8 protein-coding genes are annotated in these 18,984 nt (G+C 75.6%); 1 reads left to right on the forward strand and 7 read right to left on the reverse strand.

The annotated features are described in order from the left end of the window. Window positions 1–13: 13 nt before the first annotated feature. The 7 genes from DV20_RS36680 to DV20_RS36710 form a co-directional block, all read right to left on the reverse strand. Window positions 14–1,591, reverse strand: a complete 1,578-nt coding sequence (locus DV20_RS36680; RefSeq protein ID WP_043787957.1) for a dipeptide ABC transporter ATP-binding protein — start codon at window positions 1,589–1,591, stop codon at window positions 14–16. After that, the gene (locus tag DV20_RS36685) at window positions 1,588–2,418 is read right to left on the reverse strand and encodes an ABC transporter permease (RefSeq protein WP_200876571.1); all 831 of its coding nucleotides are present in this window, start codon (window positions 2,416–2,418) and stop codon (window positions 1,588–1,590) included. The genes DV20_RS36680 and DV20_RS36685 overlap by 4 nt, the downstream gene beginning before the upstream one ends. Beyond that, complete coding sequence (locus tag DV20_RS36690) at window positions 2,411–3,367, reverse strand: ABC transporter permease (protein WP_043787959.1); 957 nt, start codon at window positions 3,365–3,367, stop codon at window positions 2,411–2,413. The genes DV20_RS36685 and DV20_RS36690 overlap by 8 nt, the downstream gene beginning before the upstream one ends. Continuing rightward, window positions 3,364–4,974 (reverse strand): ABC transporter substrate-binding protein, encoded by a 1,611-nt coding sequence (locus DV20_RS36695; protein ID WP_043787960.1) that lies wholly within the window; start codon window positions 4,972–4,974, stop codon window positions 3,364–3,366. Before DV20_RS36695 ends, DV20_RS36690 begins: the two co-directional genes overlap by 4 nt. Window positions 4,975–5,275: 301 nt before the next feature. Beyond that, on the reverse strand, window positions 5,276–6,199 hold the full coding sequence (locus tag DV20_RS36700) for a TIGR03564 family F420-dependent LLM class oxidoreductase (protein WP_043787961.1): 924 nt from the start codon (window positions 6,197–6,199) through the stop codon (window positions 5,276–5,278). A gap of 254 nt (window positions 6,200–6,453) precedes the next feature. Further along, entirely contained in the window at window positions 6,454–8,886 is a 2,433-nt protein-coding gene (locus tag DV20_RS36705) for an AfsR/SARP family transcriptional regulator (RefSeq protein ID WP_160169776.1), read from the reverse strand. A 145-nt stretch (window positions 8,887–9,031) separates the two neighbouring features. Beyond that, window positions 9,032–10,261 carry a pyridoxal-dependent decarboxylase, exosortase A system-associated gene (locus DV20_RS36710; protein WP_051736280.1) on the reverse strand — a complete coding sequence of 410 codons (1,230 nt, stop codon included), beginning with the start codon at window positions 10,259–10,261 and terminating at the stop codon, window positions 9,032–9,034. A gap of 483 nt (window positions 10,262–10,744) precedes the next feature. Here DV20_RS36710 and DV20_RS47100 point away from each other — a divergent pair, with 483 nt between their 5' ends. Continuing rightward, window positions 10,745–18,967 carry a type I polyketide synthase gene (locus DV20_RS47100; protein ID WP_084093845.1) on the forward strand — a complete coding sequence of 2,741 codons (8,223 nt, stop codon included), beginning with the start codon at window positions 10,745–10,747 and terminating at the stop codon, window positions 18,965–18,967. The last annotated feature ends 17 nt before the right edge of the window (window positions 18,968–18,984 follow it).

The following is an 18,984-nucleotide window of genomic DNA, read 5'->3' on the forward strand; positions in this document are numbered from 1 at the left end:
ATGGGGCATGGGATCACGGCTCGGCAAAAGCATCCACGTGCTGGGAAACCGCCCGGCGCCCGGGAATCGCCGCCAGCAGTTCTTTCGTGTACTCCGCTTCCGGCCGTTCCAGGACCCGGGCCGCCGGGCCCAGCTCCACCAAAGCACCGGCGCGCATGACGCCGACGTGGTCGGCGAGCTGCCGGACCACCGCCAGGTCGTGCGAAATGAACAGGTACGACAACCCCAGCGACGCCTGCAGGTCCGCCAGCAACGCGAGGATCTGCGCCTGCACCGAGACGTCCAGCGCCGACACCGGTTCGTCGCACACCACCAGGTCCGGCTTCAGCGCCAGCGCCCGCGCGATCGCGACCCGCTGCCGCTGGCCACCGGACAGCTCCGCCGGCTTCCGGCGCGCCACCGACGCCGGCAGGGCCACCTGGTCCAGCAGCTCGGCCACCCGGGCCCGGCGGTCCGGCAGCCCGAACGCCCGCAGCGGCTCCGCCACCACGTCCTCGATCGAGAACTTCGGGTTCAGCGACGCGTACGGGTTCTGGTAGACGATCTGCATCCGCCGCCGCAGCCGTCTGAGTTCGCCGCCACCGAGCGACGTGATGTCCCGGCCGCCGAACGACACCGAGCCCGCCGACGGCGTCTCCAGCCGCAGCACCATGCGGGCCGTCGTCGACTTGCCCGAGCCGGATTCGCCGACCAGCGCCAGGGTCTGCCCCCGCGGGATGTCGAACGAAACGCCGTCGACCGCGCGGATCCCGCCGTCGAACGTCTTCGCGAGGTCCCGGACCGACACCAGGGGCTCGGCGGCCGGCGCGGGCGGCCGCACCGCGCTCGACAGGCTGGGGGCCGCCGCGATCAGCTGCCGCGTGTACGGGTGCGCCGGCGCGCTGACGACCGACGAACCCTCTTCGACGACCGTTCCCCGCGAGAGCACCACGATCCGCGACGCCCGGTCGGCCGCGACCCCGAGGTCGTGCGTGATGAGCAGGATCGCCGTCCCGGATTCGGCCGCCAGCCGCGTGAGGTGGTCGAGGATCCGCCGCTGCACGGTGACGTCCAGCGCCGAAGTCGGCTCGTCCGCGATGATCAGCTTCGGGCGCCCGGCCAGCGCGGCCGCGATCAGCACGCGCTGCCGCAGGCCGCCCGACAGCTGGTGCGGGTACTGCCGCGCCCGCAGCCGCGGCTCGGGCACCCCCGCGCGCTCCAGCAGCTCGATCGCCTGCGCCGCCGCCGACCGCCGGTCCGCGAGGCCGTGGATCTTCAGCACCTCCGCCACCTGGTCGCCGACCCGGTGCACGGGGTTCAGCGACACCGCCGGGTCCTGCGGCACCAGCGCGATCTCGCGCCCGCGCACGCCGCGCCACTGCTTCGGCGAGAGCGAAAGCAGGTCGCGGCCGTCGAAGGTGATCGAGCCGCCGTCGACGCGGCCGCCGCGCGGGAGCAGCCCGATGGCCGCGTGCGCGGTCGTCGACTTGCCCGAGCCCGATTCGCCGACGACGGCGACCACTTCACCGGCACCGACGTCGAAGCCGACGTCACGGACGGCCGGGACTCCTCCGTACGATACGGCCAGGTCCGAGATGCGCAGCAGGGTCATCGGTCTCCTCCGTCCAGCGCCCGGGACAGCCGGTTCGCGGCGAGCACCACCGCCGCGACCGTCAGGCCCGGGAACGTCGTCATCCACCAGGCCGTGGCCAGGAAGCTGCGCCCGCCCGCGACGAGCGCGCCCCACTCCGGCGTCGGCGGGGTCGCGCCGAAGCCGAGGAAGCTCAGCGCCGACACCTCGAGCACGGCCGTGCCGAGGGTGAGCGTGGCCAGTGCGAGCACCGGGCCCGCCGCGTTCGGCAGGACGTGCCGCAGGAGCACCCCCGACCAGCGCACGCCGGAGGCTCGCGCCGCCTCGACGAACACGCCGTTGCGCACGCGCAGCACCTCCGCGCGCATGACCCGCGCGAAAGACGCCAGGTTCGCGATGCCGACGGCGATCGCGACGTTCGTCGTGCCGAAGCCCAGGGCCGTGACCAGGGCCAGCGACAGCAGGATCGGCGGGATGGCCAGGAAGACGTCGACGACCCGCATGATCGCCGTGTCCGCCCAGCCGCCGCGGAACCCGGCGAGCAGGCCGAGCGCCGAGCCCGCGACGAGCGCCACGAGCACGGCGATCGCGGTGGCCCGCAGCGAAAGCGCCGCGCCGTGGATCACCCGCGCGTAGACGTCCCGGCCGGTTTCGTCGGTGCCGAACAGGTGCCGCGGCGACGGCCCGTGCAGCCGTTCCGCCGGGACGCCGGCGATCGGGTCGTACCCGGTCAGCAGCGCCGGCGCGAACGCCGCGAGCAGCACGAAGGCCAGCACCGCCACCGCCAGCACCAGCCCGGGCGGCACTTTCACGTGAAAGTGCCGCCTGGCGAGGGTCAGGTCAGCCACGGGGCACCGCCTCCGGGGTGCGGGCGATGCGCGGGTCGAGCAGCGGGTAGAGCAGGTCGACGACCAGGTTGAGCACCACGAACACCAACGCGGCCAGCACGATCACCGCCTGCACGACCGGGACGTCCTGGGCGGTGACGGCGGCCGCGGTGATCCGGCCGACGCCGTCGCGCGAGAACACCGTCTCGGTGATCACCGAGCCCGCGACGAGGTTGCCCGCCACCACGCCGGCGACGGTCAGCGCCGGCACGGCCGCGTTGCGCAGCAGGTGTCCGAAGTGGACGCGCCAGCGGCTCGCCCCCTTCGCCGCCGCGATCTCCGCATACGGCTCTCGCTGCTGCGTGGCCAGGCTTTTGGCCAGCACCTGCCCGATGATCGCGCCGGTCGGCAGGGCGAGGGTGACGGCGGGCAGGAGGATCGACGCGAAACCCTGCGTGCCCAGCGCGGGCAGCAGCCGCAGCCGGAAGGAGAAGAACTGGATCAACAGCAACCCGACCCAGAACGGCGGCAGCGAGATCGCCAGCGACGGCAGGGACAGCAGGGCCTGCCGCAGCCGGCGGAACCGGGTGAACGTGCCGAGGAACGCCGAGCCGCCGCCGAACAGCACCGCGAACACCAGCGCCAGCCCGGTGACGGCGAGCGTCGGCGGCAACGCCGTGACGACCATGCGCGTCGCGTCGTCACCGGTGGCGACACTGCTCCCGAAGTCGCCGTGCAACGCCGAGACCAGCCGTTTCAGGTACTGCACCGGCAGCGGCGAGTCGAGCCCGTACTCGGCGCGGGCGGCCGCGAGCTGCTCCGCCGTCGCCGACGAGCCCGCCTCCCCGGCGGCGAGTTTCGCCGAAACGGCGTCACCCGGCAGCAGGTAGAGGATCAGGAAGGACAGCGTGAACGCCGCCCACAGCACGAACACCGCCTGCCCGGCGCGGCGGAGGAGGTAGCGCCTCACGACAGCCACGCGTCGAACAGCTGCAGCCGCGACGACGCCTCGAAGTCGACGGCGTGCGCCTTCGAGCTGAGCGCGACGACCTGGGTCAGCTCGAACACCGGGACCGCGTAGGCGTGGCCGACGATCAGCTTCTGCGCCTCGTCGGCCGCCGGCCTGCGCTTGGCCGCGTCCACAGTGGACGACTGCGCGTCGAGCGCGGCGTCGAGGGGGTTGCCCGGGGTGAGCTTGCTGCGGTTGCCGGCCTTGGTGGAGAACTGGCTGCGCAGGATGTCCGGATCGGCCCGGGTCACGTTGTACCAGAGGAAGTCGTAGTTCCCGGACAGCTGGATCTGCGTGGTTTCGGCCGTGGTGTGCTGCTCGATCCGCAGGTCGAAGCCGATCTTGCGGAGCTGCTGCTGGATCAGCTCCAGCACGCTGCGGTTCTGGTTGAACACCGGCGAGAACACCACCGCCGCACTCAGCCGCTGCCCGTCCTTGACGCGGATCCCGTCGGGACCGGGCACCCAGCCGTCGCCGTCCAGCAGCGCGGCCGCGCCCTTCGGGTCGTAGGCGAGCTGCTGCGAGAGGTCGCTGTGCAACGGCGTAGCCGAGCCGAGGATGCTCGTGGCGGCCTGGTAGCTCGGCGTCAGCACGGTGCTCACCACCTCGGCCCGGTCGACGCCCTTGAGCACGGCCTGGCGCACCTTCTCCGCGGCGAGGACACCGCGGGTGGTGTTGGCGTGCAGGTTGAACACCACCCCGGGGTTGGGCCGGATGTTCTCGCCGAACCCGTTGCCGGTGAACTGCGGCTCGTCGACCGGCTGGATGTCGGTGGCCGCGTCGAGCTGGCCGGAGGCGAGGCTGCCGGTGCGGACGCCGGGTTCGGGCACGATCTTGTAGTCGATCTTGTCCAGGTAGGCCTCGCCCTGGTGCTTGAACAGCGACGAGCCCCAGGCGTAACCCTTCCGCTTGGCCAGGACGATCTCCTGGTTCTGCTTGAAGCTTTCGAACACGAACGGCCCGGACCCGATCAGGCCGGTGCCCTGGCAACGCTGTTCCGGCGTCTTCGTGAACGCCGCGGGGGCCAGGACGCCGAGTGAGACGGTCGAGCCGGCCTGCAGGAACTGCGCGCTGGGCGCGGAGAACTCGAGCCGGACGGTCCGCGGGTCGACCACCGTCGACCCCTGGTACGCGGCCAGGTAGCCGAAGCCGAGCTGGGCCTTCGTGCCGAGGGCCTTGATGCCGTCGAAGCTGGTCTTCACGGCGGCCGCGTCGACCGGGCTGCCGTCGGCGAACGTCGCGCCGGAGCGCAGGTGGAAGGTGAACGCGGTGGAATCGGCGTTGATCTCCCACTTCTCGGCCAGCCACGGCTTGATCTCGCCGGTCTTCGGGTCCTGGTCGGTGAGGGAGTCGACCAGCTGGCGGGCGACGTTGATCGACGCGTTCGTCGCGGTCTGCTGCGGGTCGATGCAGTCGGGCGCGGACGAGATGCCCAGCCGCAGCGTGCCGCCGGGCTTCGGCGGGCCCGCGTCGGCCGCCGCTTCACCGCCGGCGGCGGAGCAGGCGGTGAGCAGCACGGGCAGGGCGAGCAGGGCCGCGGCGTTGCGGGCACGGGAAAGAGAGGACACCGGACGGCCTCCAGCGGGGAGCGGTTGCGCTTTCGGAACGCGACGCTAGCCACCCGTCCGGCGCCGTCCCACTCCGCGAACCGGAGTCCCAATCTTTGACACCGCGGCGAGACACCCTTGACACGCAAGCGTTTTCGGGTCTCCGGCCCGGGTCGCCGTCCACATCGTGAACGCGCGTGCGCCGCGGCGGCGCACCGGATAGCTGTGGAGCCATGACTTCGCCCGCCCGGCCGCGCCCGGATCGTCACGTCGAGGGCACTCGACGGCTCGTCGGCCCCGAGCGGGCCCGGGCGCGGCGCCGCTACATCGCCCCGGCCAGCTGCCAGGTGCGCAGCCGCTCCCGCGCCGACCGCATGCCCGCCTGGATCAGGACGACCTCCGTCGCGCCGGCGTCGAAGTACCGGCGCAGGCCCGCCTCGACCGTGCGCTCGTCGCCGATCAGCGCGAGGTCGGCCGCGTGCGTGGCGCCCTCCGCGTCGAGGATGCGGCGGTAGGACGGGATGTCGCCGTAGTAGCCCAGGTGGACCGCGGCGATCTGACGGACCGTCTCGGGGTCGTCGGTCACCACGGCCGGGACCGCCGCGATCACCCGTGGCTCCGGACGCCCCGCGCCGGCGGCGGCCTTGGTCACCGTGGGCACGACGTGCTCCGCGAGCGCCCGCGGGCCGGCCAGGAACGGGAGGGTGCCGTCCGCGAGCTCCCCGGCCACGCGCAGGGCCTGCGGCCCCATCGCGGCGACGACGACGGGGACGTCGCCACCGCCGGGCACGGCCGTGGGCAGCGGCGGGCGGGCGGTGAGCGTCTCGCCGTCGAACTCCGGACGGCGGCCGTCGAGCAGGTCGCGCAGCACGGTCAGGGACTCGCGCAGGGACGTGATGGGTGGCGGGTATTCGAAGCCGAACGCCGGTTCCAGCAGGCTCCGCACGCCCAGGCCCAGCCCGAGGGTGAACCGCCCGCCGGTGGCGGCCTGCGCGGTCTGCGCCTGCGCGGCGAGGTGGAGCGGGTGCCGCGGGTAGAGCGGCACGACGGCGGTCCCGACGGCGACTTCGGGCACCGCGCGCCCGGCGAGGGCGGCCAGCGTGAGGGCGTCGTGGTCGAACAGCTGGGAGAACCAGACGGAGCGAAGGCCGGCGTCGGCGGCCTCGCGGGTCTGGGCGAGCAGCGCCTCGACGCTGTTGGCGACCCCCGACAGGTCGCCGGCGGGCAGGGCGGCACCGATGGTCATGGCGGTTCCTCCGGGGCGGATCGGGCTTTTCGGGACAGGGCGGGCTTCTCGGGCGGCAGGGCCGGTTCTCGGGCGGCAATCGGGGCTTTTCGGCAGCAGGGCGGGCTTCTCGGGCGGCAGTCCAGGATTCTCGGGCAGCAGCCGAGGCTTCTCAGGCGGCAGTCCGAGCTCCTCGCGCAGCAGTCAGGGCTCCTCGGGCGGCCATCCGGTTCGCGGGGCGGCAATCCGGTGCGCGGGGCGGCGAACGGCCGCGGTCAGGCCTCCTCGGGGTACTCGGACTCGCGCCGCCACGAGATCGGCCTCGGGCGCGGCAACCGGCGGTGTCCCGCGCGGGCCGCCGGCCGGGGCGGACCGTCCGGCTGGGCGCGGTCGGCCGCGAGGTCGAACTGGTCGCGTCCCAGACCCGTCCGCGGTGAGGCCGTGCGATGGCCCGTCGCCGGCTCGCCGGGTGACAGCGCCGGCAGGTCCGGTGACGTCGCGACAGCCGCCCGGGCCCGGTCGACCCCGGCCAGGACCTGCCGGACCAGTTCGTCCCAGCTCACCCCGCCCGCCTGCTCTCCCGCCGTCAGCGCGCGCGTGATCCGGCCCGCCGCGTCGGCGAAGCGGCTTTCACGGACCGCCAGCTCCCCGAGGGAGCGTTCGAGCGCCGCCTCGGCACGCCGGTCGCCCGCCGAAACCGCCGCGCGCAACGCCGTTTCGCCGCTCTCGCGCCAGTCCGCGTACCGGCCGCGCGACGCCGCCAGGGCGGCCACCGCCAGCGCCAGTTCCGCGCTGTAGCCCGGCTCCCCCGCGTCGGCGGCTTGGCGCACCGCGGCCAGCAGCCCGGCGGACTCGCGGTCGTACCACGTGCCGGCGTCGCCGAGGTCGGCCACCACCGCGGTGCGCGGCACGGCGCCGGCCGCGACGCCCCGGACCTCGTCCGCCAGGTGCAGCCACGCGCCGAACAGCCGTCGCAACGCCGCTGTCCTCGCCGGAAGCGGTTGTGCCGCCAGCAGCTCTCGCGCGAGCAGCCGGGTCAGCGACGGCAGCCGGTACCGGGGGCCGGCGACGTCGACGAGACGCGCGTCGACCAGCGACTCCAGCGCGTCGGCCGCTTCGGCCGGGCCGAGGTCCGCCAGCGCCGTCGCGGCCCAGCCCGCCCAGCTGCCCGCCGGCAGCAACGCCAGCCGCGCGAACAGCTCCCGCGCCGGCGCCGGCACGTCCGCCAAGCCGCGCCCGACGGCCGCGCGCACGCCCGCGCCGAGCCGGCCGAGCCGGTCGTCCTCGGCCCGCAGCCGCGCCACCGCCTGGGCCAGCGTGCGGCCCGGCCGCGCCGCGACGTGCGTGGCCGCCGCCGTCACCGCCAGCGGCAGGCCGCCGCACAGCTCGACCAGCTCCACCGCGTCGGACAGCTCCGTCGTCACGCGGTCCTCCCCCACCAGGGCCGAGAGCAGTTCGACGCCCTCCGCGCCGTCCAGCACGTCGAGCTCGGCCACCGCCACCCCCGGCAGCGACGGCACCCGGGCGCGGGTGGTGACGAGCAGGCGGCAGCCCCGGGCGTCCGCGACGAACGGCGTGACGCGCGCCAGGCTCGCGGCGTCGTCCAGCACGGTCAGGACCCGGCGCCCGGCGAGCACGCTGCGGTACAGCGCGGCGCGGCCGTCCAGGTCCTCCGGGATCTCCGCCGCGGGCACGCCGAGCGCGTGTAGGAACCGCGCCAGCACCTCGGCGGCGTCCTCGGCGGTGTTCCCGGCGGCGAGCCGCGCGTAGAGCACCCCGTCGGGGAACGCCGGGGCGGCACGGTGCGCGGCCTCCGCGGCCACGGCGGACTTGCCCGCCCCGCCGCGTCCGGTGAGGATCGTGACCACCGCGGCGCCGGGCCCGTCGTCGGTGAGGCCGCGCCGCAGCCCGGCCAGCAGCCGTTCGTGCCCGGTGAAGTACGGCAGGCGCGCGGGCAGCATTCGCGGGACCGCGCGGCCGCTCGCCGGCGCCGCGCTCGACCCGGCGAGGATGTCCTGGTGCAGCTCGCGCAGGGCCGCACCGGGCTCCAGGCCCAGTTCGTCGACGAAGCGGCGGCGCACGGCCCGGTAGGCGGCGAGGGCCTCGACCCGGCGGCCACACCGGTGCAGCGCGGTCATCAGCTGCAGCACGAACCGCTCGCGCAGCGGGTATTCCTCGGTCAGCACCGAGATCTCGCCGACGACCTCGCGGTGCAGCCCCAGCTCCAGTTCGGCGTCGAGGCAGTCCTCGAGCACCTCGACGCGCCTCTCGGCGATACGGACCTGGTGGGCCCGCACGACACCGCTGTCGATGCCGGTGAGCGGTTCGCCGCGCCACAGCGCCAGCGCCTCCCGGAACGCCGCCCGCGCCTCCTCCGGCCGCCGCGCGGCGCGTCCGCGGGCCACCAGGGCCTCGAACTCGTGCAGGTCCAGTTCTCCGGGCGCGAGGTCGAGGCAGTAGCCGCTGCCGCGCGCGGAGATCCGTTCGCCCAGCCCGGCTTTCGCCAGCGCGCGGCGCAGGGCCGAGACGCAGGTCTGGATCTGCGCCCGGGCCGTCGCGGGCGGCGTGGCGCCCCACAGCGCGTCGAGCAGCCCCTCCAGCGGCACCACGCGGTTGCCGTTGAGCAGCAGCAGCGCGAGCACCACCTGCTGGCGGCGGGCGGTCACGACGACCGGCTCGCGGCCGCGGACCTGCAGCAGGCCCAGCACCCGGAAATCGGGCTCGCTCCGGGGGTTCCGGGCGGCGAAGCCCCCGGCCCGAGGCGAAGCCTCGGCTGTCACAGCATCGGGGGCGGTGCGGAGCACGGCGGCTCCGGGTGTCGGCACGGTGGTCTGCACGGTGTTCCCTCCGGGGTCAGACGAGGACTTCGGGCGGCGCCGGGTGCCCGAGGAAGGCGGTGGGGCTGGCGGTCAGGCCGTAGGCGCCGGCCTGGAAGATCGCGATCAGGTCGCCGATCGCCGCACCGGGCAGGGAAACCCGGTCGCCGAGGAGGTCGAGCGGGGTGCACAGGCAGCCGACCACCGTCACCGTCTCCTCGGGACCGCCGGGCGCGGTCGCCAGGGACAGTGGGTAGTTGCGGCGGATGGCCTGGCCGAAGTTGCCGGACGCGGCCAGCTGGTGGTGCAGGCCGCCGTCGACGACGAGGAACGTCGTGCCGCGCGAGACCTTCCGGTCGACCACCCGGGTGAGGTACACCCCGGCCTCCCCGACGAGGTAGCGGCCGAGCTCGATCACCACCCGTGCCTCCGGCAGCGCGGGCCGCAGCGAGACGGCCAGGAGTTTGGCCAGGTTCTCGCCGACCTCGTCGAGGTCCAGCGCGGTGTCGCGGGCGGTGTAGGGGATGCCGAAGCCGCCGCCGAGGTTCACCGACCGCACCGGGCCGGGTGCCGCCTCCGCCAGCTGCAGGACCAGGTCGACCGTCGCGCGCTGGGCTTCGCACAGGCTTTCCGCGCGCAGGTTCTGGGAGCCGGCGAAGACGTGGAAGCCCTGGAAGTCCAAGCCGGCGGCGCCGACCTCGGCCAGCACGGCGGGTACGCGCTCGGCGTCGATGCCGAACTGCTGCGGGCCGCCGCCCAGGCGCATGCCGGAGCCGCGCACGGCGAAGTCCGGGTTCACCCGCAGGGCCACGCGCGGGGTGAGGCCGAGGCGCTCGCCGGCTTCCCGGACGCGGGCCAGTTCGGTCGTGGACTCCAGTTCGACCGTGACGCCGGCGGCGACCGCGCGGGTCAGCTCGGCCGCGCTCTTGCCGGGGCCGGCGAAGCTGATCCGCTCCGGCGGCACGGTCGTGTCGAGCGCCTGCCGCAGCTCCCCGCCGGACGCGACGTCGAGGCCGTCGACGAGGCCGCTGAGGTGGTGCAGCAAGGCGGGCATCGGGTTCGCCTTGACCGCGTAGCTCAGCTCGACGCCGTCGGGCAGGGCGGCCCGCACCCGCTCGACGCGGGTGGTGACGAGCGAGCGGTCGTAGGCGAAGAAGGGGGTGGTGCCGACCCGCGCCGCGAGCCGGTCCACGGGCACGCCGCCCACGGTGAGCACACCGCCGTCGCGGCCGAACGGCGCCGCCGCGGCTTCCGTCGTGTTCGCCATCGCTTTCCTTTTCTTCGAGCACGGGAAATGAATACCGGAAAGACGCCCCGGACGGTTCCGTGGCGGTACGGGCACCACTGAAGCAACTACCCACCCACCCGGGCATGGGTAGTCCTCACCCAGATTCGGCGGGCACGCGGGGACCGGGGTACCCAGGTGTACCGACGGTGCCCGGGTGGTCACCCGAGTCGCCCCATCCACTGCGGACCGGAACGGTATTTCCGCAGCTCAGAGCGATTGACCACACCGTTCGGCGCAGTCACCCACCACCGCTGCTCCAGCCGGGTGGCACGCTCCGGTGGCAGCTTCCTGCCGTCGCCTGCCTGCCACCGCCGGCCCCGGGAACACCCCTTGACGAACGGGGTGCGCAGCCCGCACGATCGGAATCCACCGGCCGAGGGCGAAATTCCCGGAAACCGGCACGGTTCGGTCAGCTCGACGCTTTCCCCGATTCCCGCGATCCCTTCCGACGATGGGTGAACTATGTCTTCCCTGCCTGCTCCCGGTGAGCCGATCGCGGTGGTCGGCATGTCCTGCCGGCTGCCCGGCGCCGACGGTCCGGCGCGGCTGCGCCGGCTGCTGGCCGAGGGCCGCGAGGCCGTCGGCGCGGTCCCGCCGGGCCGCCTGCCCGACGGCGACGGCGCCGGGCGCGGCGGCTTCGTGTCCGATGTGGACGCTTTCGACGCGCCCTTCTTCGGCGTCTCCCCGCGCGAGGCCGCGGCGATGGACCCGCAGCAGCGGCTGGTGCTGGAGCTGGCGTGGGAGGCGTGCGAGGACGCCCGGATCGCGCCCGGCACCCTGCGCGGCAGCGGCACCGCCGTCGTGGTCGGCGCGATCGCCGGCGACTACGCGCTGCTGCACGACCGCCTCGGCGCCGGGCCGCACACGCTGACCGGCACCCACCGCAGCCTCATCGCGAACCGCGTCTCCTACGTGCTGGGGTTGCGCGGCCCGAGCCTGACCGTCGATTCGGGACAGTCGTCGTCGCTGGTGGCGGTGCACCTGGCGGCCGAGCAGCTGCGCCGCGGCACCGCGGCCGTCGCGCTCGCCGGCGGGGTGAACCTCAACCTCCTCAACGCGGGCACCGAGACCGTGGACCGCTTCGGTGCGCTGTCCCCGCAGGGTCGCTGCCACACCTTCGACAGCCGCGCCGACGGGTACGTCCGCGGCGAGGGCGGCGGTCTCGTCGTCCTCAAGCCGCTGAGCGCCGCGCTCGCGGACGGCGACCGCGTCCACGCCGTCCTGCTGGGCGGGGCGGTCAACAACGACGGCGGCGGCGCCGGCCTCACCGTGCCGCGCGCGGAAGCGCAGACCGAGGTGATCCGGCTGGCCTGCGCCGACGCCGGAGTCGCGCCGGCCGACGTCCAGTACGTCGAGCTGCACGGCACCGGCACGCCCGTCGGCGACCCGATCGAGGCCGAAGCCCTCGGGGCCGCGTTCGCCGGCGACCGCCCGGAGCCGCTGCCGGTGGGCTCGGTGAAGACCGTGGTCGGCCACCTCGAAGGGGCCGCCGGCATCGCCGGGCTGCTCAAGGTCCTGGTGTGCCTCGAGGACCGCCGTCTCAGCCCCAGCCTGAACTTCGCCACCCCCAACCCGGCCATCCCGTTCGAGACGCTCAACCTCGAGGTGGTCGCCGCGGCCCGCGACTGGCCCCGGCCGCAGGAGCGGCTCGTCGCCGGTGTCAGCTCGTTCGGCGTCGGCGGCACCAACTGCCACCTCGTCCTGGCCGAAGCGCCGGTGGTTCCGCAGCCCGAGGACGTCGCCGCCGGCGACGTCCCGCTGGTGCTGTCGGCCCGTTCGGCCCCCGCCCTGCCCGCGCAGGCCCGCGCGCTCGCCGGCCACCTCGCCGAGCACCCGGAGCTCGCCCACGGCGACGTCGCCCGGTCACTGCTGCGCACCCGGGACCTCTTCGACCACCGCGCGGTCGTCTTCGACGACCTCGCGTCGCTGGCCGCGGGCACGCCGTCGGAGAACGTCGTGACCGGGCGGACCGTCGACGGCGCCGACGTGCTCGTGTTCCCCGGCCAGGGTTCGCAGTGGCCGGGGATGGCCCGCGCCCTGCTGCGCGACTCGCCCGTGTTCGCCCGGCGGCTGGCGGAGTGCTCCGCCGCGCTCGCCGGATTCCTGGGTTACGAGCTGCTCGACGGCCTGCGCGACGGCACCGCCGACCTCGGCCGCGTCGACGTCGTCCAGCCCGCGCTCTGGGCGGTGATGGTGTCGCTGGCGGAAGTCTGGCGCGACGCCGGGCTCACGCCGTCGGTCGTGGTCGGGCATTCGCAGGGCGAGATCGCCGCGGCCACCGCGATCGGCGCGCTGTCGCTCGCCGACGGCGCCCGCGTGGTCGCCTTGCGCAGCCGCGCGATCGCCGGCATGCCGCACGGCGGCGGGATGCTGTCGGCCGGCGCGCCCGAGGACGTGGTCCGGCCGCTGCTGCCCGCCGGCGTGTCGGTGGCCGCGGTGAACGGCGCCCGGTCCGTGGTGCTGTCCGGGCCGTCCGGCGCACTCGCGGCACTGCACACGACGCTGACCGAAGGCGGGTACCGCGCGAAGATCCTGCCCGTCGGCTACGCGTCCCACTCGGCGGCGGTGGATCCGCTGCGGGAGGAGATCCTGCGGCTCCTGGCCCCGGTGCGCCCGGTGGCCACCTCGGTCACGTTCGTCTCGTCGCTCACCGGCGAGCCGTTCGACACCGCCGGGCTCGACGCCGGGTACTGGTTCGAAAGCCTGCGCCGCCCGGTCCGGTTCGCCGAGGCCACCGCCGGGGCGCTCGCGGCCGGCGGCGCGCGGTTCGTCGAGTGCAGCCCGCACCCCGTGCTGCTGGGCAGCATCGAGGAGACCGCCGAAGCCCACGACCGGACCGTGGCCGTGCTCGGCACCCTGCGCCGCGACGACGGGGGCGGCGACCGCCTGCGCCGGAGCCTCGCCGAGGCGTTCGTCGCCGGTGCGGGCGTGCGGTGGGAGGTGCCCGGCGAGCGGCTGGTCGACCTGCCGACGTACGCGTTCCAGCGGACCCGCCACTGGCTCGGCGAAGAGGTCGCCGCCGCGCCGGTCACCGTCGATCCCACGCGGGTGGCGGACCTCGTGCTCGCCACGGCCGCGGCCGTCCTGGGCCACGACGGCACCGGCGGCATCGACCCCGCGTGCACGTTCAAGGACCTCGGCTTCGACTCGGTGAGCGTGGTGGAGCTGCGCACCCGGCTGCAGGCGGCCACCGGGCGCAAGCTGCCGACCACGCTGCTGTTCGACTTCCCCACGCCCGCGCACCTGATCACGCACCTGCGTGGCCGGCCCGCCGAGACCGCCCCGGTGGAGACCGGGCCGCGGTTCGGCGACCCGATCGCGATCGTCGCCATGGGCTGCCGCTTCCCCGGCGGCATCACCTCCCCCGCGCAGCTGTGGGACCTGGTCGCCACCGGCGGCGAGGCCGTCACCGAGCTGCCCGCGAACCGCGGCTGGGACCTCGACACCCTCCTCGGCGACGCGGCGGGCCCGGGTTCGTGCGCCACCCGCTTCGGCGGCTTCCTGCACGACGCCGACCGGTTCGACCCCGCCTTCTTCGGCCTCAGCCCGCGCGAGGCCCTGGCCATGGACCCGCAGCAGCGGGTGCTGCTGGAGATCAGCCACGAGGCGATCGAGCGCGCCGGGCTCGAGCCGGGCGCGCTGTCCGGAACCGACACCGGCGTGTTCGTCGGCGCGATGGCGATGGACTACGGCCCCCGGCTGCACGAGCCGACCGGGCTGGTGGACGGCCACCGCCTGACCGGCACCTCGCCGAGCGTCGCCTCGGGCCGGATCGCCTACACCTACGGGCTGCGCGGGCCCGCGCTCACGGTCGACACGGCCTGTTCGTCGTCGCTGGTCGCGATCCAGCTGGCCGCCGACGCCCTGCACCGCGGCGACTGCTCGCTGGCGCTGGCCGGCGGCGTCACGGTGATGGCCGCCCCGGGCAACCTCGTGGACTTCACCCGGCAGAACGGCCTTTCCCCCGACGGCCGCGCGAAGGCGTTCTCCGCGGCCGCCGACGGCACGGCGTTCGCCGAGGGCGCCGGCATGCTCGTGCTGGAGCGCCTGTCCGACGCCCGGCGCCACGGCCACCCGGTGCTGGCCCTGCTGCGCGGCGGCGCGCTGGGCTCCGACGGCGCCAGCAACGGTCTCACCGCCCCCAACGGCCAGGCCCAGCAGCAGGTCATCCGCCGCGCGCTCACCGCGGCCGGACTGTCCACAAGGGACGTCGACGTGGTCGAGGCGCACGGCACCGGAACGGCGCTGGGCGACCCGATCGAGGCCCACGCGCTGCTGGCCACGTACGGCCAGCACCGCGAAACACCCCTGTGGCTCGGCTCCCTCAAGTCCAACATCGGCCACACCCAGGCCGCGGCGGGCGTCGCGGGCGTGATCAAGATGGTCGAGGCCCTGCGCCACGACACGATCCCGCGCACGCTCCACGCCGACGTGCCGAGCGGGCACGTGGACTGGGCGAGCGGCCGGGTCGAGCTGCTGTCGCAGGCCCGCCCATGGCCCGACCACGGCCGCCCCCGCCGGGCGGCCGTGTCGAGCTTCGGCATCAGCGGGACCAACGCGCACGTGGTGCTGGAGGGGGTGCCCGCGGAAGAACCGGCACCGATGGTCTCCGCACCGCTGCCCTCCCGCTCCGACGCGGCCCTTCCCACCCACACCGCCAGCCCGGCCGCCACCACCGAGCCGGCGCACGCCGACACCGCCGGAACGCCCGCCCACGCCACGACCCGGGCCACCGCCACCACACCGGCCGGGCTGCCGCACACCGACACCCCGCCCGCCGCTACACCAGCCGGACCGCCGCACACCGACACCACCGCCGCCGCCCCGACCAGGCCGCTGGTCTGGCCGCTCCCCACCCACACCGCCACCACCGCAGAGCCGGCGCACGCCGACACCGCCGGGATGCCCGCCCACGCCATCGCGCCGGCCACCACCACCGCGGCCGCCCCGACCGGGCCGCTCGTCTGGCCGATCCACGCCCACACCGACACCGCCCTCCGCACCCAGGCCGACCGGCTGCGGACCTACGCCGAAACCGCCGCCGGCCACGACCTCGCCGCCACCGCGCCGCTGCTCGCGCGCCGCCGTTCCGGGGCCTTCCGGGCCGTTGTCGTCGCCGACGACCGGGCCGAGCTGGTCGCGGCCCTCGCGGCCCTCGCCGACGGCGCCGCGCACCCCGCGCTCGTCACCGGCACGGCCGCCGCCGGTGACGTGCAGCCGGTGTTCGTCTTCCCCGGGCAGGGCGCCCAGTGGCCGGGGATGGCCGCCGAGCTGCTCGCCGCCGACGCGGGCTTCGCGCGGCTGCTGACCGAGGCCGCCGAGGCGCTGCTGCCGCACACGGGCTGGTCGGTCCTCGATGTGCTCACCGGCGCCGAGGGCGCGCCGGACCTGGAGGGGACCGAGGTCGTGCAGCCCGTGCTGTTCGCCGTCATGGTCGCCCTCGCCGGACTGTGGCAGGCCGCCGGGGTCGATGCGGCCGCGGTGGTCGGCCACTCCCAAGGCGAGCTGGCCGCGGCCGTCGTGGCCGGGGCGCTGCCGCTCGCCGACGCCGCCCGGATCATCGCCGTGCGCAGCCGGCTCCTCACCGCCGAACTGGACGGCACCGGCGGGATCCTCGCCGTCGGCCTGCCCGTGGCGCGGGTGCGGGAACGGCTCGTCCCGTGGACCGGGCGGCTGTGGCCGGCCGTGGACAACGGCCCGGCCGGCACCGTGGTCGGCGGGGAACTCGCCGCCATCGAGGAGTTCGCCGCCGCCTGCGCGGACGTCCAGATCCGGCGCACGCCGGTGGCCTACGCGGCGCACACCCCGCACGTCGAGGCGGTCCGCGACGCCCTGCTCGCCGCGATCGGCGACCTCGCGCCCGCCGACACCGCGACCACGATCTGCTCCTCCTGCACCGGCGGCTTCCTGCCGGGCTCGGAGCTGACCGCGGGCTACTGGTACCGCAACCTGGCCGAGCCGGTCGAGTTCGACGCCGCCGTCCGCGCCTTCGCCGGCTTCCGGCGGCCGCTGTTCGTCGAGGTCAGCCCCCACCCGATCCTCGCGGGCGCGGTGCAGGACATCCTGGCCGACGCGGACATCGACGGCACCGCGGTGGGCACCCTGCGCCGCGGCGAAGGCGGGCCCCGGCGGTTCCTGCTCTCCCTCGCTGCGGCGCACGTGCGGGGCGCCACCGTGGACTGGCCGCGGCTGCTCGGCCCGGTCACCCGCCATCCGGACGTGCCGACCTCGGCGTTCGACCGGCGGCGCTACTGGCTCACCGGCCGCTCCGGCGGCCTGCTCGGCGCCCCCACCCCGGTCGCCGACGGCGACGGCCTGGTCGCCACCGGCCGGCTGTCGCTCACTTCGCTGCCGTGGCTGGCCGGGCACGCGGTCCGCGGCACGGTCCTGTTCCCGGGCACCGGATTCGCCGAGCTCGCGCTGGCCGCGGCGGCCGCCGCCGGGTGCGCGGGTGTCGAGGACCTGACGCTCGAAGCGCCGCTGGCGCTGCCCGCGGCGGGCGCCGTCGAGGTCCAGGCCGGCCTGGGCGGCGCGGACGACCGCGGCCGGCGTCCGCTGACCATCCACACGCGACTCGGCGACGGGCCGTGGACCCGCCACGCGACCGGCACGGTGAGCCCTTCGCAGCCGTCCGCCCCGCCCCTGCCGAGCTGGCCGCCCCTCGGCGCCGAGCCGGTCGACCTCGACGGCGCCTACGCGCGGCTCGCCGAACGCGGGTACGAGTACGGGCCGGCGTTCCGGGGCCTCACCGCGTTGTGGCGCGACGGCGACGACCGGTACGTCGAGGTCGAGCTGCCCGCCGAGGGCGAGTTCACCGCCCACCCCGCGGTCCTCGACGCGGTGCTGCACGCGCTCGTGCTCGACGGCACCGAGCTGCTGCTCCCGTTCTCCTTCGGCGGCCTGCGCGTCACCGCGCCCCTGCCGGGTGCGGTGCGGGCCCGGCTGTCCGGCTCGCCCGCCACCGGCGTCGAAGTCACCCTCTACGACACGACCGGCACCCCGCTCGGCGGCATCGAGTCGCTGCTGCTGCGGCCCGCCGGCCAGGCCGTCACCACCGCGGAGCTCCACCGCGTCGAATGGACACCGGCCGCGGTGGGTGACGGCGCCGAGCGGGAGTGGACCGTGATCGGCACGGAGCTGCCCGAGACCGTCCCGCCCGTCGTGCTCACCACCGCCCGCGACCTGCCCGCCGTGCTGGACCTCGTGCAGCGTTGGCTGCTCGACGCGCGCTGCGACGGCTCGCGGCTGGTGTTCCTGCAGGACCCGGCCTCGCCCGAAGGCGCGCCGGTGTGGGGCCTGGTGCGCTCGGCGATCGCCGAGCACCCCGGCCGGTTCGCCCTGGCCGGCGCCCGGCCCGGCGTCCCGCTCGCCGCGGCGCTCGACGCCGGGGAACCGCAGTTCGCCGTCCGCGACGGCGCGGTGCTCGTGCCCCGGCTGGCGCGGTGCGCGGCCGAACCCTCCACAGTGGACTTCGGCGGCGGCACGGTGCTGGTGACCGGCGGCACGGGCGGGCTCGGCGCCCTGGTCGCCGAGCGGCTGGTGACCGGCCACGGCGTCCGCGACCTGCTGCTGGTCTCCCGCCGCGGCGGGAGCGTCCCGGCCCGGCTGGCCGGGCTGGACGCCCGCGTCCGGGTGGTGGCCGCCGACGTCGCCGACCGCGCGGCCCTCACGGCCGCGCTGGACGGCGAGACGCTCACCGGGGTCGTCCACGCCGCCGGCGTCCTCGACGACTCGACCATCACCGGGCTGACCCGGGCGCAGCTGGACGCCGTGCTGCGGCCCAAGCGCGACGCCGCCTGGCTGCTGCACGAGCTCACCGCCGACCAGCCCTTGGCCGCGTTCGTGCTGTTCTCCTCGATCGCCGGGGTGCTCGGCAACCGGGGACAGGCGAACTACGCCGCCGCCAACGCCGCCCTCGACGCGCTGGCCGAGCACCGGGCGGCCCGCGGGCTGCCGGGCGTGTCGATCGCGTGGGGCCTGTGGGACACGGCCACCGGCATGACCGCGTCGATGACCGCCACGGACCGCGCGCGGCTGACCGGCGTCCGGCCGATCACGCAGGCGCAGGGCCTCGCCGCCTTCGACGCCGCACTGGGGCTGTCCGGCACGGTGGTGGCGTCCACCTGGGACACCGCGGCCCTGCGGGCGGCCGGCGAGATCCCCGCCGTTCTCCGGAGTCTCGTGCCTCCGCGGCGTGCGCACGCCGTCGAGGCCGGACCGGCACCGGCACCGGGCCTGCGGCTCACCGGGCTGGACCGGGAAACCGCGGCCGCGGCGGTCACCGGCTTCGTCCGGACCGAGGTCGCCACGGCGCTCGGGCACCGGTCGCCCGCGTCGGTCGAGGTGGCGAAGCCGTTCAGCGAGCTCGGGATCGACTCGCTGACGTCGGTGGAGCTGCGCAACCGCATCGCGGCCGGCACCGGGTTGCGGCTGCCCGCGTCGCTGCTGTTCAACCACCCGACCGTCGAACTGCTGGCCGCGCACCTGCTCGGCGAGCTGCTCCCGCCGCCGCCGGACCCGGCGCGGCGGCTGCGCGAGACGCTCGGCGAAGTCCTGCCCGCCGCGGACGGCGAGGAGCGCGCCCGGCTGGCGGAGGTGCTGCGGGAGGCCCTCGACGGGCTCGGCGACGCGGCGCTCGGTCTGGCTTCGGACGACGAGCTCTTCGCCTTCATCGACAAGCTCTGACCTTTTGCGAACGGATA

The sequence above is a fragment of the Amycolatopsis rifamycinica genome, from assembly GCF_000695625.1.
GTDB lineage: Bacteria > Actinomycetota > Actinomycetes > Mycobacteriales > Pseudonocardiaceae > Amycolatopsis > Amycolatopsis rifamycinica.